This window comes from Roseateles sp. FW301-B2, assembly GCF_058788955.1.
Window position 1 is genome coordinate 150,835 of record NZ_JBYTBE010000002.1, and the last position, 21,687, is coordinate 172,521.

The following is a 21,687-nucleotide window of genomic DNA, read 5'->3' on the forward strand; positions in this document are numbered from 1 at the left end:
CCCGGGCTAGACCAGCACCCGCTCGATGCCGCCGTTGTTGGCCTTGGCCACGTAGTCCGGCATCCAGCTCTCGCCCAGGATCTTGTTGGCCATCTCGACCACGATGTAGTCGGCTTCCAGCAGGCCGTTCTGCAGGTCGCCGCCATAGCGGGTCAGGCCCTGCAGGCAGCTCGGGCAGCTGGTGAGGATCTTGAGGTTCTCGGCCGCCGCCACCTTGCCGGACTCGCGCAACATCGTCTCGGTCTTGCGCAGCTCCTCTTCCTTGCGGAAGCGCACCTGGGTGGAGATGTCGGGGCGCGTCACGCCCAGCGTGCCGCTCTCGCCGCAGCAGCGCTCGCTCTTCACCACCTCGGGGCCCACCAGGGCCTTCACCGTCTTCATCGGCTCCTGCAGCTTCATCGGGCTGTGGCAGGGGTCGTGGTAGAGGTAGGCCTGGCTTGAGTCGAGCTTGATGCCCTTCTCGAGCAGGAACTCGTGGATGTCGACGATGCGGCAGCCCGGGAAGATGTCCTCGAACTTGTAGCCCTGCAGCTGGTCGTAGCAGGTGCCGCAGCTCACCACCACGGTCTTGATGTCCAGGTAGTTGAGCGTGTTGGCGACGCGATGGAACAGCACCCGGTTGTCGGTGATGATCTGCTCGGCGCGGTCGAACTGGCCCGAGCCGCGCTGCGGATAGCCGCAGCACAGATAGCCGGGCGGCAGCACGGTCTGCACGCCGGCATGCCAGAGCATCGCCTGGGTGGCCAAGCCCACCTGGCTGAACAGGCGCTCGGAGCCGCAGCCGGGGAAGTAGAACACCGCCTCGGTCTCGGCCGTGGTGCTGGCCGGGTTGCGGATGATGGGGACGTAGTCCTTGTCCTCGATGTCCAAGAGCGCGCGCGCCGTCTTCTTGGGCAGGCCGCCGGGCAGCTTCTTGTTGATGAAGTGGATCACCTGCTCCTTGATCGGCGCGGCGCCCACGCTGGCGCGCGGCGCGGCGGTCTGCTTCTTGGCAAAGCCCTTCAGCAGCTCATGCGCCAGGCGCTGCGCCTTGAAGCCCACGCCCACCATGGCGGTGCGCGCCAGCTTGATGGTCTCGGGGTTGGTGGCGTTGAGCATGAACATGGCCGCGGCATTGCCGGGGCGCCAGGTCTTCTGGCCCATCTTGCGCAGCAGATTGCGCATATTCATGGTGACGTCGCCGAAGTCGATCTTCACCGGGCAGGGGTTCAGGCATTTGTGGCAGACCGTGCAGTGGTCGGCCACATCCTCGAACTCTTCCCAATGCTTGATCGAGACGCCGCGGCGCGTCTGCTCCTCGTAGAGGAAGGCCTCCACCAGCAGCGAGGTGGCGAGGATCTTGTTGCGCGGGCTGTAGAGCAGGTTGGCGCGCGGCACATGGGTGGCACACACCGGCTTGCACTTGCCGCAGCGCAGGCAGTCCTTGACGCTGTCGGCGATGGCGCCGATGTCGCTCTGCTGCATGATCAGCGACTCGTGGCCCATCAGCCCGAAGCTGGGCGTGTAGGCGTTGGTCAGGTCGGCATAGTCGGTGCCGCCACGCAAGAGCTTGCCCTTGTTGAAGCGGCCCTCAGGGTCGACGCGCTGCTTGTAGCCGGCAAAGCCCGCCAGCTCCTCGTCGGTGAGGAACTCTAGCTTGGTGATGCCGATGCCATGCTCGCCCGAGATCACGCCGTTCAGCGAACGCGCCAGCTTCATGATGCGCGCCACCGCCTCATGGGCGGTCTGCAGCATCTGGTAGTTGTCGGAGTTGACCGGGATGTTGGTGTGCACATTGCCGTCGCCGGCATGCATGTGCAGGGCCACCCAGACGCGGCCCTTCAGCACCTCGCCATGGATGCGCTTGCACTCGGCCAGGATGGCCTCGAAGGCGGCGCCGGCAAAGATGCTCTGCAGCGGCTTGAAGATCTGCGTCTTCCAGGAGGCGCGCAGCGAATGGTCCTGCAGCTGGTCGAAGTAGCTGCGCTCTTCCGGGCGCGGCAGATCCAGCTCGTCCTTCCAGCGCGTCCAGCGGTGGCCGATTTCGTTCAGCAGCGCCAGCGCCTGCTGCACGCGGTCTTCCAGCAGCTCGGCGCTGGGGATCTCGCTGGCGTCGTCGCTCTTGCCCAGCGGCAGCTTGCCCTGCGTGAAGAAGGCCTGCAGGGCCTCCACCAGGGCCAGCTTGTTGCGCAGGCTCAGCTCGATGTTGATGCGCTCGATGCCCAGGGTGTACTCGCCCATGCGCTCCAGCGGGATCACCACGTCCTCGTTCACCTTGAAGGCATTGGTGTGCTTGGAGATCGCCGCGGTGCGCTTGCGATCGAGCCAGAACTTCTTGCGCGCATCGGCCGAGACGGCCACAAAGCCCTCGCCGCTGCGGCCATTGGCCAGGCGCACCACCTCGGAGGTGGCGCGCGCCACCGCATCCTCGTCGTCACCGACGATGTCGCCCACCAGCACCATCTTGGGCAGGCCGCCGCGCTTGCTCTTGGTGGCATAGCCCACCGCCTTCAGATAGCGGTCGTCCAGATGCTCCAGGCCCGCCAGCAGCACCGGCGTGGCGCCGGCACCCTCGGCGTCGGTGTTCGCGCCGCCCGCCTGGGTGGCCAGCGAGAACATGTAGTCCTTGATGTCGACGATGGAGGGCACGCAGTCCTTCGGGTTGCCGAAGAACTCCAGGCAGACGGTGCGCACATGCTTGGGCATGCGGTGGACGATCCAGCGTGCGCTGGTGATGAGGCCGTCGCAGCCTTCCTTCTGGATGCCGGGCAGGCCGGCGAGGAACTTGTCGGTGACGTCCTTGCCCAGGCCCTCCTTGCGGAAGGTGCGGCCGGGGATGTCCAGGCGCTCGCTGCGCTCCAGCTTCTTGCCCGAGGCATCGAAATAGCGCAGCTCGAAGCTGGCCATCTCGACATCGTGGATCTTGCCCAGGTTGTGGTTGAGGCGAATGACCTCCAGCCACTTGGCATCCGGCGTGACCATCTTCCAGGAGGCCAGATTGTCCAGCGCCGTGCCCCACAGCACGGCCTTCTTGCCGCCGGCGTTCATCGCCACATTGCCGCCGATGCAGGAGGCCTCGGCGCTGGTGGGGTCCACCGCGAACACATAGCCATGCTGCTCGGCCAGGTCGGAGACGCGCTGCGTCACCACCCCGGCCTCGCTGAAGATGGTGGCCACCGGCCGGCCCACGCCGGGCAGCTCCAGCATCTCGACGCCGCGCAGGGCCTCGAGCTTCTCGGTGTTGATGACGGCGCTCTTCCACACCAGGGGCACGGCGCCGCCGGTATAGCCGGTGCCGCCGCCGCGCGGGATGATGGTCAGGCCCAGCTCGATGCAGCCCTTCACCAGATGGGCCATCTCGGCCTCGCTATCGGGGGTCAGCACCACGAAGGGGTACTCGACGCGCCAGTCGGTGGCGTCGGTGACATGCGAGACGCGCGAGAGCCCGTCGTACTTGATGTTGTCCTTGGCGGTGTGCTTGCCCAGTACCTTGGTCGCACGCCGGCGCAGTTCGGCCACCTCGTCGAACTGGGCGGCAAAGCGCGCCACCGCGGCCTGGGCCAGCGTCAGCAGTTCGCCCACCGAGGCGTCGCGCTGTGGGTCCAGCGCCGGATTGCGGCGCTTCTCCACCTCGTGCAGGCGGTGCTTCAGGGCATCGATCAGCTGCTGGCGCCGCTTGGGGTTGTCGAGCAGATCGTCCTGCAGATAGGGGTTGCGCTGCACCACCCAGATATCGCCCAGCACCTCGTAGAGCATGCGGGCGGAGCGGCCGGTCTGGCGCTCGTCGCGCAGCGAGTTGGCCAGCTCCCAGGCGCGCGCGCCGAGCAGGCGGATGACGATCTCGCGGTCGGAAAAGGAGGTGTAGTTGTAGGGAATCTCGCGCAGGCGCGGGGCCTCGTGCGCGGCGGCAGCAGCAGCGGACTCTGTGGGCATCAGGGGATGCGGTGCATTCATGGCGGCGGGGGCAGGGAAAGAGCGAGGAGCAGGCAAGGTCCGCTGGCTTGTGGCCTGGGTGGCGCGCAGGGCGTGGAGCGAGTCGCCGCAGCCCGGACTGCGCAGGGCGTTGATCCTACCGCAGCGCAGCATGGACGCCCCGCGCAAGCCCGATTACCCTTGGCCCGCGCCGGCGCTTTGCCGGCCTTCTGATTCAGGGCAAGAACTGACCCCGGGATGACATTTACCAGTTGGTGAACTGTCACAATGCGCGGCTAATCTGCCTGGTTTCCCATTCGAGAGGAGCATCAACGTCCATGAAAGCACATCAGCTCGCAGCCGCGGCCCTGATCGCCAGCCTGTCCGTCGGCGCACAGGCACAAACCGAGATCCAATGGTGGCACTCGATGAGCGGGGCCCTGGGTGACTGGGTCAACGACCTCGCCCGCGAATTCAACGCCAGCCAGAAGGACGTCAAGATCGTGCCGGCCTTCAAGGGCAGCTACGACGAATCGATGACCGCCGCGATCGCCGCCTTCCGTGCCGGCAATGCGCCGCACATCCTGCAGGTGTTCGAGGTCGGCACCGCCACCATGATGGCCAGCAAGGGCGCCATCGTGCCGGTGGGCGAGGTGATGAAGATGGGCGACGCCAAGTTCGACCCGAATGCCTATGTGCCCGCGGTGGCCGGCTATTACACGGCACCCAGCGGCCAGATGCTGTCGATGCCCTTCAACAGCTCGACCACCGTCTTCCACTACAACAAGGACGCCTTCAAGGCCGCCGGCCTGGACCCCAACAAGCCGCCCAGCACCTGGCCCGAGGTGGCCCTGGCGGCCGCCAAGCTCAAGGCCAGCGGCCACAAGTGCCCCTTCACCACCACCTGGGTGAGCTGGACCCAGTTCGAGAGCTTCTCGGCCTGGCACAACGTGGAGTTCAGCACCAAGAACAACGGCTTCGGCGGCACCGACACGCGCCTGGCCTTCAACACCCCGCTGCACCTGCGCCATATCGAGAACCTGGCGAACATGGCCAAGCAGGGCCTGTTCGTCTACAAGGGCCGCGGCAACACCGGCGACGCCACCTTCTACTCGGGCGAATGCGCGATGCTGACCGGCAGCTCGGGCCTCTACGCCAACATCAAGAAGAACGCCAAGTTCGCCAGCGGCATCGCCCCCCTGCCCTATTACCCCGATGTGGCCGGCGCGCCGCAGAACACCGTGATCGGCGGCGCCAGCCTGTGGGTGATGGCGGGCAAGAAGCCGGCCGAGTACAAGGGCATCGCGGCCTTCTTCAGCTACCTGGCCAAGGCCGAGGTGGCCTCGGAAAGCCACAAGCGCACCGGCTATCTGCCGGTCACCAAGGCCGCCTACGAGCTGACCGAGAAGAGCGGCTTCTACAAGGCCAACCCCGGCACCGATGTCGCGGTGACGCAGATGATCCGCAAGACCACCGACAAGTCGCGCGGCGTGCGCCTGGGCAACTTCGTGCAGATCCGCACCATCATCGACGAGGAGATGGAGAACGTCTGGTCCGGCAAGAAGACGCCCAAGGAAGGCATCGACACGGCCATCCAGCGCGGCAACGAGCAACTGGAAAAGTTCCAAAAGACGGCCAAGCTGTGATCGCTTGAGCAAGACCTGAGCCATGGCCCTGGAAAAACGCGTTCTCTTCAAATCCGCCTGGTTGCCCTGGCTGCTGCTGGCGCCGCAGCTGGTGGTGATCAGCGTGTTCTTCTTCTGGCCGGCGGGTCAGGCGCTGCTGCAATCGATGCAGCAGCAGGACGCCTTCGGCACCTCCACCGAATGGGCGGGGCTGGAGAACTTCCGCGCGCTGTTCGGTGACGCCAGCTATCTGGAGTCCTTCCAGACCACCGCGCTGTTCTCGGCCCTGGTGGCGGTGCTGGGGCTGAGCGTCTCGCTGCTGCTGGCGGTGATGGCGGACCGGGTGGTGAAGGGTGCGGCGGTCTACAAGACGCTGCTGATCTGGCCCTATGCGGTGGCGCCGGCGATTGCCGGCGTGCTGTGGCTCTTCATGTTCGCGCCCAGCATCGGCGTGGTCTCGTACGCGCTGGGCGCGCTCGGCTTCGAGTGGAACCATCTGCTCAACTCGCGCCATGCCATGGCCCTGGTGGTGCTGGCCGCGGTGTGGAAGCAGATCTCCTACAACTTCCTGTTCTTCCTGGCGGGCCTGCAGTCGATCCCGAAATCGCTCATCGAGGCCGCGGCCATCGACGGCGCCAGCCCCTGGCATCGCTTCTGGACCATCGTGTTCCCGCTGCTCTCGCCCACCACCTTCTTCCTGCTGGTGATCAACGTCGTCTACGCCTTCTTCGACACCTTCGGCATCATCGACGCTGCCACCCATGGCGGCCCCGGCAAGGACACCGCCATCCTGGTCTACAAGGTCTACTACGACGGCTTCAAGGCCATGGACCTGGGCGGCTCGGCCGCGCAGTCGGTGGTGCTGATGTTCATCGTCATCACGCTGACGGTGCTGCAGTTCCGTTATGTCGAGAAGAAGGTGCAGTACTGACATGATCGAGCGCCGCCCCGCCCTCACCCTGCTCTCCCATCTGGTGCTGATCCTGGGGGTGCTGATCGTCGCCTTCCCGCTCTACATCACCTTCGTGGCCAGCACCCACACGGCGCAGGAGATCGTCCAGGCCCCCATGCCGATGACGCCCGGCAGCCACCTGCTGGAGAACTACCGCGACGCGCTCTTGGGCAGCGCCACCGGCGGGAACTCGAAGGCGCCGGTGGGCCGCATGATGTGGGTGAGCCTGATGTGCGCGCTGGGCATCGCGATCGGCAAGATCGCCATCTCCCTGCTCTCGGCCTTTGCGATCGTCTACTTCCGCTTCCCCTTCAAGAGCTTCTTCTTCTGGGCCATCTTCGTGACCCTGATGCTGCCGGTGGAGGTGCGCATCGGTCCCACCTACCAGGTAGTGTCGGACCTGAAGATGCTCAACAGCTATGCCGGCCTGACGATCCCGCTGATCGCCTCGGCCACCGCCACCTTTTTGTTCCGCCAGTTCTTCATGACGGTGCCCGACGAGCTGGTGGAGGCTGCGCGCATCGATGGCGCCGGGCCCATGCGCTTCTTCAAGGACGTGCTGCTGCCCCTGTCCAGCACCAGCATCGCCGCCCTGTTCGTGATCCAGTTCATCTACGGCTGGAACCAGTACCTCTGGCCGCTGCTGGTGACCACCGAGGAGAACATGTACCCGGTGGTGATCGGCATCAAGCGCATGATCGCCGGCGGCGACGCGGCCAACGAATGGAACATCGTCATGGCCACCGCCATGCTGGCGATGATCCCGCCCGCGCTGGTGGTGATCCTGATGCAGAAATGGTTCGTCAAGGGCCTGGTCGACGCCGAGAAGTAAAGAGAAAAGAACATGGCAAGCATTTCCCTGCGCAAGGTCGTGAAGCGCTACGGCACCGGCCCCAAGGCCAACCAGGTCATCCACGGCGTGGATGCCGAGATCGCCGATGGCGAGTTCATCGTCATCGTCGGGCCCTCGGGCTGCGGCAAGTCCACGCTCTTGCGCATGGTGGCGGGGCTGGAGGAAATCTCGGGCGGCGAGATCGCGATCGGGCCACGCGTGGTCAATCAGGTCGAGCCGGCGGACCGCGATATCGCCATGGTGTTCCAGAACTACGCGCTCTATCCGCATATGAGCGTGTTCGACAACATGGCCTACGGGCTCAAGATCAAGAAGGTGCCGGTCGACGAGATCAAGGCGTGCGTCGACAAGGCCGCCAAGATCCTGGAGCTCAGCCAGCTGCTGGACCGCAAGCCGCGCGCGCTCTCGGGCGGCCAGCGCCAGCGCGTGGCGATGGGCCGCGCCATCGTGCGCAACCCGCAGGTGTTCCTGTTCGACGAGCCGCTCTCCAACCTCGACGCCAAGCTGCGCGCCCAGACCCGGCTGGAGATCCAGAAGCTGCACCGCGAGCTGGGCGTGACCTCGCTGTTCGTGACCCACGACCAGGTGGAGGCCATGACCCTGGCCCAGCGCATGATCGTGATGAACGGCGGCCGCATGGAGCAGATCGGCACGCCCGAGGAGGTCTATGCGCGCCCGGCCAGCACCTTCGTGGCCGGCTTCATCGGCTCGCCGCCCATGAATCTGCTGAAGGGCCGCGCCGAGGGCACGATGTTCCACGTCGGCGGCATCAGCCTGCCGCTGCCGGCCGCCGCGCCGCGCGATGGCGAGCTGATCCTGGGCCTGCGGCCCGAGCACCTGGACCATTGGAATGCCAGTCAGGGCTGGCCGCTGACGGTGGAGATGATCGAGATGCTGGGTGCCGAGCGGCTGGTCTACGGGCGGCTGGGCAGCGAGCTCTTCACCCTGCGCATCGACGCCACCCACGTGCCGCCCACGGTGGGTGAGACGCTGATGCTGGAGCTGAGCGCCAAGCATCTGCACTGGTTCGACGCCCAGAGCACGCAACGCGTATGAAAAAAGCGCTCCCGCTGCCCTTCTGGATCGCGCACCGCGGCGCCGGCAAGCTGGCGCCGGAGAACACCCTGGCCGCGTTCCGCCTGGGCGCCCAGCACGGCTACCGCGCCTTCGAGTGCGACGTCAAACTGAGCCGCGACGGCGTGCCCTTTCTGCTGCACGACAGCACGCTGAACCGCACCACCTCGGCGCGCGGGCGCGCCGCGGAACGCGACTGGAGCGAGCTCTCGCGCCTGGACGCCGGCGGCTGGCACAGCCGCGCGTTTGCCGGTGAACCGCTGCTGAGTCTGGAGGCACTGGCCAACTTCATCCTCGCCAATCGCTTTTCGCTCAATATCGAGATCAAGCCCACGCCCGGGCAGGAACTCGAGACCGGCGAGGTGCTGGGCCGCGAGGTGCTTCGGCTGTGGGCTGGCCGGACCGAGCTGCCCGTCTTCAGTTCCTTCGAACCCGAGGCCCTGCGCGGCGCGCGCGCGGCCGCGCCCGAGATGCCACGCGGCCTGCTGCTGGACAAGCTGCGCGGCGCCTGGCTGGACGAGGCCCAGGCCCTGGGCTGCCAGGCGGTGATCGCCGACTATCACTTGATGGATGCCGCCACGGTGGCGCGCATCCATGGCGCCGGCATGCGGGCGCTGGTCTACACGGTGAACGACAAGGCCAGCGCGCAATGGCTGATCGCCAACGGCGTGGACGGCATCATCACCGACGCGGTGGACAAGTTTTCGCCGGCGGGCTGAGGCGGCAAGCGCCGCTCAGCTCCCCAGCAAGATCTGACCCCAGCAGCCCAGGCCCAGCGCCACGAAGCAGGCCAGCACCATCAGCGCGGCGTGCAGCCGCGCCCACCACCAGCTGCCCGGCGTGCGCCATTGCAGCGCCGCGCCACGCAGGGCCAGCCAGAGCGCGGGCAGCAGCAGCCAGCCCAGCACCTGCACGCCACGCAAGCCCAGGCCGAAGACGCGGCCGCTCAGGTAAGCCATGTCGCCCAGACCCGGCAGGGCCAGCAGGGCCAGCGCCAACCAGGGCGTCAGCAGCAGCGCCGAGGCCGCGCGCAAGGCCTGACGGGCACGCTGCAGGCGCGGCTCGGGGCGAGCCTGCCGGTAGTGGCGGCGCGCCCGCCCCCCCGCCAGCGCCGCCAGCGGCCAGCTCAGCAGGCTCAGGCCGGCCAGGCCCAGCGCCGAGGCGACTAGGGCCAGCAGCAGCCGGCCATCCTCCCACCAGGGCAGCTGCTGTTCGATCTGCACCGCTGCCCGGCCGCTCATCTCCCAGCGGCCGCTGGCCTCGCCCCTGCGAAAGAACAGGCGCCGGCCCGGGCCCGCCGGGTCCTGCGCCTCGGCCTGCCACACGCCCTGGCCCAAGGCGCGAAAGCGCAGCGGCTGCTCGTCCGTGCCGCGTTGGCTGCTGCTGAGCAAGCGGCCCTCGGCATCCAGGCTGATCTGCGTCTGCCCCAACCAGCCAGCCATCCGCAAGGGGCCGGTGTCGATGCGCCGGCTGCTGCGGTAGCGACCGGCCACACTGACATCCGGGGCGCTGACCGCCGCTGCCACGGCGACGGGCGGGTAGTAGCGCTCCAGCAGGCGCCGCAGCAACTCGCCGCGCAGGCTGCGCTCGCCCAGGCTGTTCTGGGTGATGAAGATGCCCATCCCCTGCTCGGGCAGCAAATACATGCCGGAGTGGAACCATTGCGTATCGCCGCCATGGCCGATCACGCGCTGGCCAAAACCATCCTCCTCGTAATAGCCCAGGCCCAGCGCCGGCCCTTGGGCATGGTGGCGCCATTGCGGCGCGAGCATGGCCGCCATGCTCTCGGGCCTGAGCACGCGCTGCCCGTCCAGGTCACCACCGCCGAGCTGGGCGAGCATGAAGCGCGCCATGTCGGCCACGCTGGCCGAGGCGGCGCCGGCCGGTGCGACCCGTATCAGCTCGAACTCGCGCGCGGCGCCCGAGGCGTTCTCGTAGCCTGAGGACATGAAGGGCTTGAGCGCCGCCGGCAAGGGCTGGGCGAAGCTGGTGTGCGCCATGCCCAGGGGCTGCAGCAGGTGCTGCTTCACATAGCGTTCGAAGGGCTGGCCGCTGAGGCGCTGCACCACATAGGCGGCCAGGGTGGCGCCATAGTTGGAATAGGCCGGCACCGTGCCCGGCGCATGGATGCGCGCGGGCTGGTGCTGCAGCAGGTAGTGGCGCAGCTCCATGTCCTCGCCGGGGCTGGCCCAGAGGCCGGCAATGCTCTCCTCGAAGCCGGCCCGGTGCGTCATCAGCTGGCGCATGGTGATGGGCCCCAGCTCGGGTGAGCGCAGCGCGAAGTCCAGATAGCGCTGCACATCCGCGTCCAGGTCCAGCTTGCCCTGCTCCTGCAATTGCATCACCGCCATCCAGCCGAACAGCTTGGACACCGAGCCGATGCGGAACAGCGTGTCCTGTGCCGAGACCGGGCGCGTGCTGGCGCGGTCGGCCATGCCGTAGCCGCGCGCCAGCAGCACGCGGCCGTCCTTCACCACGGCGATGCCGAACCCGGCAATCCCGGCGCGCGCCATCTCCACCGGCACATAGCCGTCCAGATAGCTGGTCAGATCGGCCTCGGTGAGCGCATGTGCCGCCGGCGCTGCCTGCGCAGCGCAGCAGCCGAACGCAAGCGCCACCAGGCAGCGCTGCGCCAACCCTCGCATGACGGACATGGGCAACATCGACTCTCCTCCTGGTGGTGCAAGCGGCGCACTCTAGGGCGGACGACGCACAGGCACCAGGAGAAACCGACGAGCTGCAGCTGCCGAGGGTCAGGTGTTGCTCAGGCGGGCGTAGACGCAGGTATTGCGCGGCTCGCCGTTCACATTCAGCGCGTCCTGGCGCAGCACGCCTTCGAGCTCGTAGCCGCAACGCTCCGCCACCGCGCGGCTCTTGGGGTTCAGCTCGTCCATGCGGATCTCGACCCGGCGTGCGCGCAGGCTCTCGAAGGCCATGCGCGTGAGCGCCTGCACCGCCTCGCTCACATAGCCCTGGCCGAGCGCGCTGCTGCGCATCCAGTAGCCGATCTCGAAGCGACGCACCTCCCAATCGAGCCGATGCAGGCCGGTGCCGCCCAGCAGGCGGCCGGCGCGGCCGTCCTCGCCCTTGCGGTAGATCTGGTAGACCAGATCGCGGCGCAGGATGAAGTCGGCCTGCATGCGGCGCATCACCGCCTCGCTGTCTTCCACCGTGGGCGCGAGCTGGGCCCAGGGCATCCAGGGCTTGAGGTGCTCGATCGATTCGGTGACGGCCGCCGCCAGGGCCTGGCCCAGGCCGGCGCGCGGCGCCGCCAGCACCAGCCGCTCGGTGACGATCTCTTCGGGAACCTTGATCAGGATGGGGTCAGGTGTTGTCATGCGGGAGGGGTTCGCTCATTCTTCGTCACTTGCTGGGGGCCCAGTCGGGGTCGATGCGGCCCGGCTGGGCCTCGGCGCCCAGCGCGGGCTCGGGCTCGCCGCTGTCGATGCTGGGCAGCTCGCGCACCTCGCGGATGGCGGGCACGCGCAGCGCCACCGCGGCCACCGCCAGCGCGCCCAGGCCGGCAAACAAGAGTGCGGCGCGCAGGTCCACATACTCGCCCAGCCAGCCGCCGATCAGGGCGCCAGGGCCGGCAGGGATCAGGATCAACCAGCGCATCGTGCTGGTCATGCGGCCCAGCATCGGGCCGGGCGTGACCGCCTGGCGCAGCGAGAGGAAGTTGATGAAGATCAGCACCGCGCCGACGCCAAAGGCAAACAGCATGAAGGCAAAGGCCGCGATGCCCAGCTCATTGGCCGGCGCCAGCCCCAGCGTCAGCCAGCCCAGGCCGCACACCGCCAGGCCCAGGATCAGGCAGGGGCCCGGCCCCATCGCCTTGGAGATGCGATGGCCGAATATGCTGGTGAGCACCGTGCCCACGCCCAGCGCCACATAGCTCAGGCCCACGGTCTGGGCCGACAGCCCCAGCACGCGGGTGGCGAACAGGATCTGCACCACCTGGGCGGCGTTGTTGAAGAGCTGCCAGCCGCCCACCGTGCAGGCCAAGCTGATGAGCAGGCGCCTGTTGCGCACAAAGGCCACGCCGGCCTTGAGGTCGCGCCAGAAATCCGCGCCGCTGGTCTTGTGCACCTCTTCCTGCACCTTGATGCCGCGCAGGATGGCGGCCGAGATCAGCACCAACACCGCGTCGGCCGCCAGCGCCATGGGTGCGCCCAGCAGCTTGATCAGCAGGCCGGCAATGCCGGGCCCGGCCACTTCGGCGCCCGAGGAGGCGAGCGAGTTCTTGGCATGCGCCTCCACCAGGCGGTCGCGCGGGACCACCTGGGTCAGCACGATCTGCGCCGCGCTGCCGGCCAGGGTGTAGACCGTGCCCAGCACCAGGCCCACCGCATACAGCCAGGTCATCGACAGCCAACCCATCCAGGCGGCCAGCGGCACGGTGGCCACCGCCACCGCGAGGATGGACTCGCCCACCACATAGACCGGCAGCTTGCGCACGCGGTCCAGCCACACGCCGCCGGGCAGCGAGAACAGCACGAAGGGCACGATCTCCATGGCGGTGAGCAGGCCCATCTGCGTGGGGCTGGCATGCAGCAGCACCGCCGCGGTGAGCGGCAGGGCCAGCATCGTGATCTGCCCGCCCAGCGAGCTGATCAGTATCGAAGTCCAGAGCCGGCGATAGACCATGTCGCGCAGCAGGTCCCCGGGTGGCAGGGTGAGCGCAAGTCTGAGCCGGTCAAACCAGGAGATCGCCTGGGTTTGCATGGGATTCACTCCAACAGCAGGCGCCGCGCCTTGTGAGCGCCACGCCGGGCCCGCGCAGCGGGCGTAAGTACGGAAAACGCGAAGCCGGCGTCAGGAACCGGCGGGCCACGCGGCGCGCGTTGTTGTCAATGCGGCGCGGGCGAGTGCCCAGACCGGCGCGCGCGCACGCCGCCGGCACGGGGTGTGCGCGTTCGGGTGCGGTCCAGCAGCTTGGTCATGGGTTTTGGTGCAGGGGATTGCGGAGCATGGTAGCAGCGCGGCTTGACGCCCAGCAAGTCCCAGAAGTATGGGCGGTGCGCTGGGCGTGCGCGCTCAATAGCCCACCGCGGCGCCATCCCGGCGCGGATCGCTGGCGGCCACATAGCCCTCCACGCCCGGATCACCCAGGCGCCAGATGAACTGGCCGGCGCCGAAGTCCTGGTAGCTGTCGTGGATGTCGCCGATCTGGTGGCCCAGCGCGCGCAGGCCCTCGATGGTGGCCGGCGGCATGTGCGGCTCGACGTTGATGGACAGGCCCTCGTTGAAGCGCCAGCGCGGCGCATCGCAGGCGGCCTGCGGTTGCTGGCCATAGTCCAGCATGCGCACCAGGGTCTGCATATGGCCTTGCGGCTGCATATTGCCGCCCATCACGCCGTAGCTCATCACCGGCTGGCCGCCCTTGGTCAGAAAGGCGGGGATGATGGTGTGGAAGGGGCGCTTGCCGGGCGCCACCACGTTCGCGTGGCCCGCCTCCAGCGTGAAGCAATGGCCGCGGTTCTGCAGCGAGAGCCCGTAGCCGGGCACGACCAGGCCCGAGCCGAAGCCCATGTAATTGCTCTGGATGAAGCTGACCATCATGCCGCTCTCGTCCGCGGCGGTGAGGTAGATGGTGCCGCCCTTGACCGGGTTGCCGGCCTTGAAGTCCTGCGCCGCGTCCATGCGCACGAGCTTGGCGCGCGCGGCAAGATAGCCGGGGTCCAGCAGCTGTTCCACCGTCACCCGCATCGCCGCCGCGTCGGCTACGTAGCGGTAGACATCGGCAAACGCCAGCTTCATGGCCTCGATCTGCAGATGCTGCGAGGCCACGCCGTCCACCGCATGCGCTGGCAGGTCCAGGTGCTTGAGGATGCCCAGCGCGATCAGCGCCGCGATGCCCTGGCCATTCGGCGGGATCTCGTGCAGGGTGTGGCCGGCATAGTCCTGCGAGATCGGCTTGACCCACTCGGGCCGGTAGGCCGCGAAGTCGGCCGCCGTCATCGCGCCGCCGGTCTCGTTGGCAAAGGCTTCCACGGCGGCCGCCACCTCGCCGCGATAGAAGGCCTCGCCCTTGCTCGCCGCAATCAGGCGCAGCGTGCGCGCCGCGTCCGGGAACTTGAACAGCTCACCCACCGCGGGCGCGCGCCCGCGTGGCAGGAAGGCCTGGGCAAAACCGGGCTGACGGGTGAGCTCGTCGACGGCCGCGGCCATCGCCCATTTGCTCTGCACGATCACCGGCACCGCATAGCCGCGCTCGGCAATCTCGATCGCCGGCGCCATCAGGTCGGCAAAGGGCAGCTTGCCAAAGCGCTCGCTCAAGGCCACCCAGCCTGCCACCGCGCCGGGCACGGTCACGCCGCCCCAGCCGCGCTTGGGTGGGGCCTTGGCATCGGCGCCATAGGTCTTGAAGAAGTACTCGGGCGTCCAGGCTTGCGGCGCCGTGCCCGAGGCGTTCAGGCCGTGCAGCTCCTTGCCATCCCAGAGGATGCAGAAGGCGTCCGAGCCCAGACCATTGCTGCAGGGCTCCACCAGGGTCATGCAGGCGGCGGTCGCGATCGCCGCGTCCACCGCGTTGCCCCCCTGGGCCAACATGCGTAGACCGGCCTGCGCGGCGAGCGGATGCGAGGTGGAGACCACGTTGCGCGCGAACAGCGGGCTGCGCTGACTGGGATAGCCGGCGGACCAATTGAAGTGTGAGCTCATGGCACTGCTGGTGGATGGAACGATGCGCCATCTTGCCTCATCGGCGTGCCAGGCAAGACCTGACCCCAGGCGGACCGTGCGATGGGTGTGCGGTGTAACGCTTTGCAACGCCTAGGGTTAACGTCAACTGCCGGGGTCAGGGCCTCGTTGTGGAGTGGCAAGTTCAACAACCCTGGAGTGATCCAAATGAATGCTCTGAAGACCGCCCTGATCCCTGCTCTGCTGGCCCTGTCCACCGGCCTGGCGATGGCGCAAAACCCCGGAGCCACGGCAACTCCTGCGCCGACCGCAACCCCCGCGACGGCGGCCACGACCGCGGCTCCCGCCGCCACCACGGCACCCGCCGCGGTGAAGGCCGAGGCCAAAACCGAGTTGAAGACCGCCGCCGCGACCACCACCACCGCCGAAGCCGCCAAGCCCGCCGTGCACGCCAAGAAGCATGTGAAGAAGCACGTGGCAAAGCCAGCCGCGGCCGATGCCGTCAAGGCCGACGCGCCGGCCAAGAACTCCTGAGCCGGGCCGCGCCCGGACTTCAAGCCCTGTTGACATCCTGAACCAGACGGAAAGAGAACACACCATGAACAAGACCACCCTGATCGCCGGCCTGCTGACTGTTTGCGCCGCCGTCGCCCAAGCCCAAACGCCGGCCCCGGCCGCAGCCCCCGCCAAGATGCCGGCACCGGCGGCCACCGCCACGGCAACCGCCGCCACGCCGGCCACGCCAGCGACCGCCGCCACGCCCGCAACCCCGGCGGCTTCCGCTGCCAAGGCCGAGGCCAAGGCAGCTCATGCAGCCAGCGCCGCCAAGCCCGCGGTGAAGGCCGAGCCGGCCAAGACCGAAGCGCCCAAGAAGTAAGACCACTCGCCCCCCGTTTGCGAGACCCGCCCTGGTGGCGGGTCTTTTCTTTGGCGCCGCAAAACCGTCGCTTCGCGCCGCGCAGCTTGGTCCGGTCGCATCGCGCTGGGGCGCCCGGGTCTGGCTGCCTAGGCTGAGCGCACTTTCACTCAGCCACCAGCCATCATGAGACCCACCCCAGCCATCACCACCCTGCTGAGCCTCGCCGCCACGCTCGCCCTGCTGCATGGGCCGGCCCGCGCCTTGAGCGAGACCGAGTTCCAGGAGGCCTTCCAGCAATTCAACCAGGCCACCCAAGGCCACAGCGAGCTGATCGAGGCATCGGCGGAGCGCTTCACCACGCTCTCCAAGGCCGAGCCCGCGCATCCGCTGCTGCGCGCCTATGCCGGCGCGGCCACCTCGCTGCGCGCCACCACCGCCCTGCTGCCCTGGAAGAAGATGAGCTATGCGGAAGATGGGCTGGCGCAGATCGACAAGGGCCTGGCCCTGCTCGGCAAGGAACATGAGCAGCAGCGCGTGCGCGGCACGCCGGTGAGCCTGGAGACGCGCTTCGTCGCCGCCAACACCTTTCTGGGGCTGCCCGGCATGTTCAACCGCGGCGCGCGCGGCAGCCAGCTGCTGCAGGAGATCCTCAAGGACCCGCTGTTCGCCAGCAGCCCGGCGGGCTTCCAGGCGGCGGTGCGGGCGCGTGCGGCCAAGCAGGCCGGCGCCGAGCCGAAGGCGGCGCAGCCATGAGCGCCACCCGCGATCCCATCATGAGCTTGCGCGGCGTGCGCAAGACCTACCGCCTCGGCGAGCATGTGATTCCGGCCCTGCAGGGCGTGGACCTGGATGTGCCGGCGGGCGAGTTACTGGCCCTCACCGGCCCGTCGGGCAGCGGCAAGAGCACCTTGCTGAATCTCTGCGGCCTGATCGACAGCCCCGATGAGGGTCAGGTCTTGCTGCGCGGCCACGCCGTGGATGCGCGCGCCGAGCGCGCCGCCACGCTGCTGCGCCGCGATGCCATCGGCTTCGTGTTCCAGAGCTTCAACCTGGTGCCGGTGATGACGGTGGCGGAGAACGTCGACTACCCGCTCTTTCTCGCCGGCGTGGCGGCCGGCGAGCGCGCCACGCGGGTGGCCGAGGCGCTGCGCGCGGTGGGCCTGCACGAGCATGCGGCGCACCGGCCGGACGCGCTCTCGGGTGGCCAGCGCCAGCGCGTGGCGATCGCGCGTGCGCTGGTGAAGCGGCCCGCACTGGTGATCGCCGACGAGCCCACCGCCAGCCTCGATTCACATACCGCCGAGACGATGGTGGACCTGATGCGCGAGCTGGCCCATGGCCAGGGCACCAGCTTCATCATCGCCACCCACGACGCTCGCCTGACGCGCCGCTGCGACCGCGTGGTGGCGCTGCTGGACGGCAAGACCACGGAGACCCTGCAATGAAGTGGCTCAAATTCGCCTGGCTCAACAGCCTGCGCAACCGCCGGCGTTCGCTCGTCACCTTGGGCATTGCCGCACTGGGCACGGCCGCCATCCTGCTGGCGGGTGGCTTTGCCATCTTCACCTACCAGAGCCTGGCCCAGGCGGCGGCACGCGGCACCGGCCATCTTGTCGTGGCCAGCCCGGCGCAGTTCAACAAGGACGAGGACACCCCGCTGCAATACGGACTGGACGACTGGCAGCGGCTGCGCACGCGGATGCTGGCCGACGAGCAGGTGCGCCAGGTGCTGCCACGCGTCGAGTTCAGCGGCCTGATCTCCAACGGCGAGAAGTCCACCGTGATGATGGCGGCCGGCATCGACGCCGACGCCGAGTTCGCCATCAAGGGCCCGTTCCTGCAGATCCGGGCCGGCCAGGTGCTGAGCTCGACCCAGCAGCGCGCGGTGATGCTGGGCGAAGGATTGGCGCGCAGCCTCAAGGCCAAGCCCGGTGATGCGCTCACGCTGCTGGCCAGCACCACCGAGGGCGCGCTGAACGCGATCGATGTGCAGGTGGTGGGCATCTTCTCCACCGGCATCGCCGAGATGGACAAGCGCTCGCTCTATCTGGACCTGGCGAGCGCCCAGGCCCTGCTGGCGACGCAGCGCGTCTCCTCGCTGGGCGTGTTCCTCGACCGCATGGAAAGCACGCCGGCCGCGCAGGCACGCATGCAGGCGCTGGCGCCGCAGCTGGAAGTACGCACCTGGGAGCAACAGGCCAGCTTCTACCGCAGCGTGAAGCAGCTCTACAACCGCATCTTCGGCGCGCTGGGCGTCATCATCGGCGTGATCGTGGTGTTCGTGGTCAGCAACGCGATGGCCATGGCCATCATCGAGCGCACCCGCGAGATCGGCACGCTGCGCGCGCTCGGCACCCTGCCCTCGCAGCTGCTGCAAAGCCTGGCGCTAGAGGGCATGCTGCTGGGCGGTGGCGGTGCCTTGCTGGGGGCCCTGCTGGCGCTGGGCCTGAGCCTGCTGCTCTATGTGCTGCCGGTGGAAATGCCGCCGCCCCCGGGCTACTCGCGCGGCTACCCGCTGCAGGTGGCGATCGATGCGGGCCTCTACGCCGCCACCCTGCTGGCGATGCTGACCCTGGCCATGCTGGCCTCCGCCGCGGTGGCCCGCAAGACCGTGGCCAAGCCCATCGTCGACGCCCTCGCCCATACCTGAAGGATTGGCCATGAAGATAAAGACCATAGTTTTGCTGACGCTTGCGCTGGGCCTTGGCACAGCCCAGGCCGCCGATGTGGCTGCGCTGCTGCGCGATGCCGACCGCTACCGCGCGGGCGCCGATCAGCAGCAGATCGACACCCAGGTGGAGGTGTTGAACGCCGACGCCAGCATCGAGAAGGAGCGCCGCTACACGGTGCTGAGCCAGCCCGGCCACCGCTCGCTGGTGCTGATGCAAAGCCCCGCCGAGAAGGGCCAGAAGGTGCTGATGCTGGGCGACGACTTCTGGCTGCTGATGCCAGGCAGCCAGCGCCCCATGCGCATCACGCCGACGCAAAAGCTGCTGGGCGACGCCTCCACCGGCGACATCGCCACGCTCTCCTGGGCCGAGGACTACGAGGGCGAGCTGCTGGGCGAAGAGCGTTGCGGCGAGGCCGCCTGCCTGCACCTGAGCCTGAAGGCCAGGCGCAAGAGCGTGAGCTACCAGCGCATCGAGCTGTGGGTAGGCAAGCAGCGCCACGAGCCGCTCCGGGCCGAGCTGTATGTGCAGTCGGAGAAGCTCGCCAAGCAAGCGAGCTTTGTGCTGGACAAGGCCCAGTCCATGGTGCTGGAGATGGCCTTGCAGGATGCGCTCAGCAACAAGAAGCTGACCCATGTGCGCTACCTGGCGCGCAAGCCACGGGAGGTGCCGGAGGCCTGGTTCAACCCGATGTTCCTGGCGCGCAGCCCGAGTCTGGAATGAGGGCCGTGATCCCATCCGCCCTGCTCGCGCTGGCCCTGCTGACCGGCAGCGCGCATGCCGAACTGACTGGTCAGCTGCGCGGCCAATGGCAGGAGCGCAGTGCGGCCGCGCTGGGCCCGCTGGCCGCGGCGAACGCGCTGCAGGCGGGCACCGCCCCGCAAGCCGGCAGCGGCGCCTTGCTGGACGCGGAGTTGCGCGCCTCGGCCGGCCCGCTGACGGCGGCGCTGAGCCTGCAGCACAGCCGCCTCGACGGCCTGCCGCCGCGCTCCAGGGCGGCGCTGCAGGAGCTCTACCTGTCAGGCGAGGCCCTGGGTTGGCAATTCAGCGCCGGCCGCAAGCTCGTCGCCTGGGACGTGGGCTACGCCTTCCGGCCCAACGACGTGGTGGCGCAGGAAGAGCGCCGCACCCTGCTCTCCAACATGCCGCGCGGCCGGCCCCTGCTGCAGGCCGAGTATTTCAGCGCCGAGACGGCCTGGAGCCTGGTCTGGGTCAACCCCGAGCCCAGGCAGCAGGCGCATTTCGGCGACGAGCAGGCGCTGGCCTTGCGCGTCTACCAACGCCGCGGCGCGCTGGACCTGCACGGCTTCGCACGCCTGGGCGAGCACACCCATGAGAGCCTGGGGGCCGCCGCGGCCTGGGTGGCCAGCGACAGCATCGAGCTGCATGCCTCCTGGCGCTACGCGCGTCGCAACGAGATCTGGCGCAACCGGAACGGCACAGCCGCGCTATTGCCCGCCTCCCCGTGGCAGGTCGAAGCGCTGGGGCGGCGCCAGCAGGCCCTGCTGGGCGCCAGCTGGACCGGCGAAAACCGCCTCAGCCTGATGGCGGAGGCCTGGTGGGACGGCAACGCGCTCAGCGCCGCGCAATGGCGCGACTGGGCGAACCACAACGGGGGCTTGAAGACCATCGCCAGCCAAATGCCCGCAACGCTGCAGGGTGCCGCCGCCGGCAACCTGGCCTGGCAGGCCCAGGCCTTTGGCAACAGCAGCCTGCACCGCCGCAATGTGTTTGTGCGCCTGGCCTGGGATCACGAGGCCTGGCAACCGGCGCTGGACCTGCTTTACACGCCCGAGGACGGCGGCCGCATCGTCACCGCCTCGCTGGCCTGGACCGGCAATCGCTGGCGCATCGACGCCGGCCTGCGCAGCTGGGGCGGGCCGGCTGCCAGCGTGATCGCACAGCTGCCGCAGCGCCGCCTGGCCTATCTGGCCAGCAGCTGGTCGTTCTAGCGGCGCTCTTCCATCAAGCCGACGAGATTGCCGTCGGGGTCGCGCACAAAGCCCATCCAGAGCTCGTGGTCGGGCATGCGCGCCACCAGATGCGGGGCCGACTCGGCGCGGGCGCCGCGCGCCAGCAGCTCGGCATAACGTTCTGCGAGCGCGTCCACGCGGAAATACAACACCGAGTTGGCACCCACCGCACCATGCCCTTGGGGCGTGCTGAGCATCAGCCGCACGCTGCCCATCTGCAGGAACGCCAGCTCGGGCCCGGCGGCAAAAAGAAAGGGCAGGCCCAGGGCGTCGCGATAAAAGCCCAGCGCCGCATCGACGTTGCTGACCGTCTGCGCGACCTGTCCGAGTTCGGGTGCCTTGCCGCTGCTCATGGCTCAGGCCGCTTGGGCTTCGCGTGCCGCGGCACAGGAGCAGGCTTGCCGCTCCAGGGCCTCGTCGAACACCGCACGCGCGCAGTCATGGCAACTCCCGCAACCCGAGGCCAGCCGGGTCTCGTCCTGCAAGACCTCGAAATTGCGCAGGCCCGCATCCACGGCCCGGCGGATATCGCGGTCGGAAACACGGTGGCACAGACAGATGATCATGGCTTGCGACAGGAGCTGCAGCGAATAGCTCATATCCTATCGCAAATGCGAACGGTTCTCAATACATGATTGAAAACCCCTGGCCGCTCTCAGCTTGCGCTGCCAAGCTGGCTCTGCAGCCAGTTCTGCTCGCCCACCTGACCCACCAGCGCGATCTGGGTTTCCAGATGGTCGATATGTTCCTCGGTGTCGCTGAGGATGGCCTCGAGCACCTCGCGCGAGACATAGTCGCGCACGCTCTCGCAATAGGCGATGGCGTCCTTGAGCAGGGGGTGCGAGCCCATCTCGATCTTGAGGTCGCAATGCAGCACCTCCACCGCCGTCTCGCCGATGAAGAGCTTGCCCAGGTCCTGCAGATTGGGCAGGCCTTCGAGCATCAGGATGCGCTCGATCAGCTTGTCGGCATGCTTCATCTCTTCGATGGATTCCTGGTACTCGTGCTTGGCCAGCCCCTCGTAGCCCCAGCTCTTGAGGATGCGGGCATGCAGGAAGTATTGGTTGATCGCGGTCAGCTCGTTCTTCAGCTGGGCGTTCAGGTATTCGATGACCTTGGCATCGCCTTTCATATCGCTCTCCTTGCACC

At 68.1% G+C, this 21,687-nt stretch carries 20 protein-coding genes; 12 read left to right on the forward strand and 8 right to left on the reverse strand.

Going from position 1 to position 21,687, the window contains the following annotated elements:
* Window positions 1-6: 6 nt before the first annotated feature.
* Complete coding sequence (locus tag AC3WQY_RS02780) at window positions 7-3,933, reverse strand: DUF3683 domain-containing protein (protein WP_492705601.1); 3,927 nt, start codon at window positions 3,931-3,933, stop codon at window positions 7-9.
* A 296-nt stretch (window positions 3,934-4,229) separates the two neighbouring features.
* On the opposite strand from AC3WQY_RS02780, the gene ugpB reads away from it, so the two are divergent.
* From ugpB to ugpQ, 5 genes are read left to right on the forward strand one after another with little or no spacing between them, the layout of a single operon-like run.
* Window positions 4,230-5,537 (forward strand): sn-glycerol-3-phosphate ABC transporter substrate-binding protein UgpB, encoded by a 1,308-nt coding sequence (gene ugpB, locus AC3WQY_RS02785; protein ID WP_285231107.1) that lies wholly within the window; start codon window positions 4,230-4,232, stop codon window positions 5,535-5,537.
* A 28-nt stretch (window positions 5,538-5,565) separates the two neighbouring features.
* Window positions 5,566-6,447: a sn-glycerol-3-phosphate ABC transporter permease UgpA gene (gene ugpA / locus AC3WQY_RS02790; RefSeq protein ID WP_492705754.1), complete on the forward strand. Its 882-nt coding sequence runs from the start codon at window positions 5,566-5,568 to the stop codon at window positions 6,445-6,447.
* Window position 6,448: 1 nt separating this feature from the next.
* Window positions 6,449-7,300, forward strand: a complete 852-nt coding sequence (gene ugpE / locus AC3WQY_RS02795; protein WP_285231106.1) for a sn-glycerol-3-phosphate ABC transporter permease UgpE — start codon at window positions 6,449-6,451, stop codon at window positions 7,298-7,300.
* A 12-nt stretch (window positions 7,301-7,312) separates the two neighbouring features.
* The gene (locus tag AC3WQY_RS02800; RefSeq protein ID WP_492705604.1) at window positions 7,313-8,377 is read left to right on the forward strand and encodes a sn-glycerol-3-phosphate import ATP-binding protein UgpC; all 1,065 of its coding nucleotides are present in this window, start codon (window positions 7,313-7,315) and stop codon (window positions 8,375-8,377) included.
* Window positions 8,374-9,114, forward strand: coding sequence for a glycerophosphodiester phosphodiesterase (gene ugpQ / locus AC3WQY_RS02805; RefSeq protein ID WP_492705606.1), 741 nt, complete (start codon window positions 8,374-8,376; stop codon window positions 9,112-9,114). The genes AC3WQY_RS02800 and ugpQ overlap by 4 nt, the downstream gene beginning before the upstream one ends.
* Before the next feature lie 15 nt (window positions 9,115-9,129).
* On the opposite strand, the gene AC3WQY_RS02810 is transcribed toward ugpQ, so the two are convergent.
* From AC3WQY_RS02810 to AC3WQY_RS02825, 4 genes are all read right to left on the reverse strand, one after another.
* A complete protein-coding gene (locus AC3WQY_RS02810; protein WP_492705608.1) occupies window positions 9,130-11,058 on the reverse strand; it encodes a serine hydrolase domain-containing protein in 1,929 nt (642 codons plus the stop codon).
* Between the two features lie 90 nt (window positions 11,059-11,148).
* On the reverse strand, window positions 11,149-11,733 hold the full coding sequence (locus AC3WQY_RS02815) for a GNAT family N-acetyltransferase (RefSeq protein WP_492705610.1): 585 nt from the start codon (window positions 11,731-11,733) through the stop codon (window positions 11,149-11,151).
* A gap of 25 nt (window positions 11,734-11,758) precedes the next feature.
* On the reverse strand, window positions 11,759-13,120 hold the full coding sequence (locus tag AC3WQY_RS02820; protein ID WP_492705612.1) for an MFS transporter: 1,362 nt from the start codon (window positions 13,118-13,120) through the stop codon (window positions 11,759-11,761).
* A gap of 312 nt (window positions 13,121-13,432) precedes the next feature.
* Window positions 13,433-15,058: a gamma-glutamyltransferase family protein gene (locus AC3WQY_RS02825; RefSeq protein WP_492705614.1), complete on the reverse strand. Its 1,626-nt coding sequence runs from the start codon at window positions 15,056-15,058 to the stop codon at window positions 13,433-13,435.
* A gap of 186 nt (window positions 15,059-15,244) precedes the next feature.
* Between AC3WQY_RS02825 and AC3WQY_RS02830 the strand changes: the two genes are divergently transcribed.
* The 7 genes from AC3WQY_RS02830 (at window position 15,245) to AC3WQY_RS02860 (ending at window position 20,517) form a co-directional block, all read left to right on the forward strand.
* Entirely contained in the window at window positions 15,245-15,571 is a 327-nt protein-coding gene (locus AC3WQY_RS02830; protein ID WP_492705616.1) for a hypothetical protein, read from the forward strand.
* 64 nt (window positions 15,572-15,635) lie between these two features.
* Window positions 15,636-15,914 (forward strand): hypothetical protein, encoded by a 279-nt coding sequence (locus AC3WQY_RS02835; RefSeq protein ID WP_285231099.1) that lies wholly within the window; start codon window positions 15,636-15,638, stop codon window positions 15,912-15,914.
* Between the two features lie 165 nt (window positions 15,915-16,079).
* Window positions 16,080-16,649 (forward strand): hypothetical protein, encoded by a 570-nt coding sequence (locus AC3WQY_RS02840; protein ID WP_492705618.1) that lies wholly within the window; start codon window positions 16,080-16,082, stop codon window positions 16,647-16,649.
* Window positions 16,646-17,341 (forward strand): ABC transporter ATP-binding protein, encoded by a 696-nt coding sequence (locus AC3WQY_RS02845; RefSeq protein ID WP_285231097.1) that lies wholly within the window; start codon window positions 16,646-16,648, stop codon window positions 17,339-17,341. The genes AC3WQY_RS02840 and AC3WQY_RS02845 overlap by 4 nt, the downstream gene beginning before the upstream one ends.
* Window positions 17,338-18,546, forward strand: coding sequence for an ABC transporter permease (locus AC3WQY_RS02850; RefSeq protein WP_285231096.1), 1,209 nt, complete (start codon window positions 17,338-17,340; stop codon window positions 18,544-18,546). The genes AC3WQY_RS02845 and AC3WQY_RS02850 overlap by 4 nt, the downstream gene beginning before the upstream one ends.
* Before the next feature lie 10 nt (window positions 18,547-18,556).
* Window positions 18,557-19,288, forward strand: coding sequence for an outer membrane lipoprotein-sorting protein (locus tag AC3WQY_RS02855; RefSeq protein WP_492705621.1), 732 nt, complete (start codon window positions 18,557-18,559; stop codon window positions 19,286-19,288).
* Between the two features lie 5 nt (window positions 19,289-19,293).
* Window positions 19,294-20,517 carry a hypothetical protein gene (locus AC3WQY_RS02860; protein ID WP_492705623.1) on the forward strand — a complete coding sequence of 408 codons (1,224 nt, stop codon included), beginning with the start codon at window positions 19,294-19,296 and terminating at the stop codon, window positions 20,515-20,517.
* Here AC3WQY_RS02860 and AC3WQY_RS02865 read toward each other — a convergent pair.
* From AC3WQY_RS02865 to bfr, 3 genes are all read right to left on the reverse strand, one after another.
* On the reverse strand, window positions 20,514-20,891 hold the full coding sequence (locus AC3WQY_RS02865) for a VOC family protein (RefSeq protein WP_492705625.1): 378 nt from the start codon (window positions 20,889-20,891) through the stop codon (window positions 20,514-20,516). The genes AC3WQY_RS02860 and AC3WQY_RS02865 overlap by 4 nt on opposite strands.
* A 3-nt stretch (window positions 20,892-20,894) precedes the next feature.
* Window positions 20,895-21,104 carry a (2Fe-2S)-binding protein gene (locus tag AC3WQY_RS02870; RefSeq protein WP_492705627.1) on the reverse strand — a complete coding sequence of 70 codons (210 nt, stop codon included), beginning with the start codon at window positions 21,102-21,104 and terminating at the stop codon, window positions 20,895-20,897.
* Window positions 21,105-21,193: 89 nt separating this feature from the next.
* Window positions 21,194-21,670: a bacterioferritin gene (gene bfr / locus AC3WQY_RS02875; protein ID WP_492705629.1), complete on the reverse strand. Its 477-nt coding sequence runs from the start codon at window positions 21,668-21,670 to the stop codon at window positions 21,194-21,196.
* Between the last annotated feature and the right edge of the window lie 17 nt (window positions 21,671-21,687).

What these genes read in the sequence shown, in the direction of transcription:
- AC3WQY_RS02820 (WP_492705612.1), bottom strand. Translation starts at nt 13,120, where the DNA reads ATGCAAACCCAGGCGATCTCCTGGTTTGACCGGCTCAGACTTGCGCTC.
- AC3WQY_RS02845 (WP_285231097.1), top strand. Translation starts at nt 16,646, where the DNA reads ATGAGCGCCACCCGCGATCCCATCATGAGCTTGCGCGGCGTGCGCAAG.
- AC3WQY_RS02825 (WP_492705614.1), bottom strand. Translation starts at nt 15,058, where the DNA reads ATGAGCTCACACTTCAATTGGTCCGCCGGCTATCCCAGTCAGCGCAGC.
- ugpB (WP_285231107.1), top strand. Translation starts at nt 4,230, where the DNA reads ATGAAAGCACATCAGCTCGCAGCCGCGGCCCTGATCGCCAGCCTGTCC.
- ugpE (WP_285231106.1), top strand. Translation starts at nt 6,449, where the DNA reads ATGATCGAGCGCCGCCCCGCCCTCACCCTGCTCTCCCATCTGGTGCTG.
- ugpQ (WP_492705606.1), top strand. Translation starts at nt 8,374, where the DNA reads ATGAAAAAAGCGCTCCCGCTGCCCTTCTGGATCGCGCACCGCGGCGCC.
- bfr (WP_492705629.1), bottom strand. Translation starts at nt 21,670, where the DNA reads ATGAAAGGCGATGCCAAGGTCATCGAATACCTGAACGCCCAGCTGAAG.
- AC3WQY_RS02780 (WP_492705601.1), bottom strand. Translation starts at nt 3,933, where the DNA reads ATGAATGCACCGCATCCCCTGATGCCCACAGAGTCCGCTGCTGCTGCC.
- AC3WQY_RS02800 (WP_492705604.1), top strand. Translation starts at nt 7,313, where the DNA reads ATGGCAAGCATTTCCCTGCGCAAGGTCGTGAAGCGCTACGGCACCGGC.
- AC3WQY_RS02865 (WP_492705625.1), bottom strand. Translation starts at nt 20,891, where the DNA reads ATGAGCAGCGGCAAGGCACCCGAACTCGGACAGGTCGCGCAGACGGTC.
- AC3WQY_RS02830 (WP_492705616.1), top strand. Translation starts at nt 15,245, where the DNA reads ATGAATGCTCTGAAGACCGCCCTGATCCCTGCTCTGCTGGCCCTGTCC.
- AC3WQY_RS02815 (WP_492705610.1), bottom strand. Translation starts at nt 11,733, where the DNA reads ATGACAACACCTGACCCCATCCTGATCAAGGTTCCCGAAGAGATCGTC.
- AC3WQY_RS02855 (WP_492705621.1), top strand. Translation starts at nt 18,557, where the DNA reads ATGAAGATAAAGACCATAGTTTTGCTGACGCTTGCGCTGGGCCTTGGC.
- AC3WQY_RS02850 (WP_285231096.1), top strand. Translation starts at nt 17,338, where the DNA reads ATGAAGTGGCTCAAATTCGCCTGGCTCAACAGCCTGCGCAACCGCCGG.
- AC3WQY_RS02810 (WP_492705608.1), bottom strand. Translation starts at nt 11,058, where the DNA reads ATGTTGCCCATGTCCGTCATGCGAGGGTTGGCGCAGCGCTGCCTGGTG.
- AC3WQY_RS02870 (WP_492705627.1), bottom strand. Translation starts at nt 21,104, where the DNA reads ATGATCATCTGTCTGTGCCACCGTGTTTCCGACCGCGATATCCGCCGG.
- AC3WQY_RS02835 (WP_285231099.1), top strand. Translation starts at nt 15,636, where the DNA reads ATGAACAAGACCACCCTGATCGCCGGCCTGCTGACTGTTTGCGCCGCC.
- AC3WQY_RS02840 (WP_492705618.1), top strand. Translation starts at nt 16,080, where the DNA reads ATGAGACCCACCCCAGCCATCACCACCCTGCTGAGCCTCGCCGCCACG.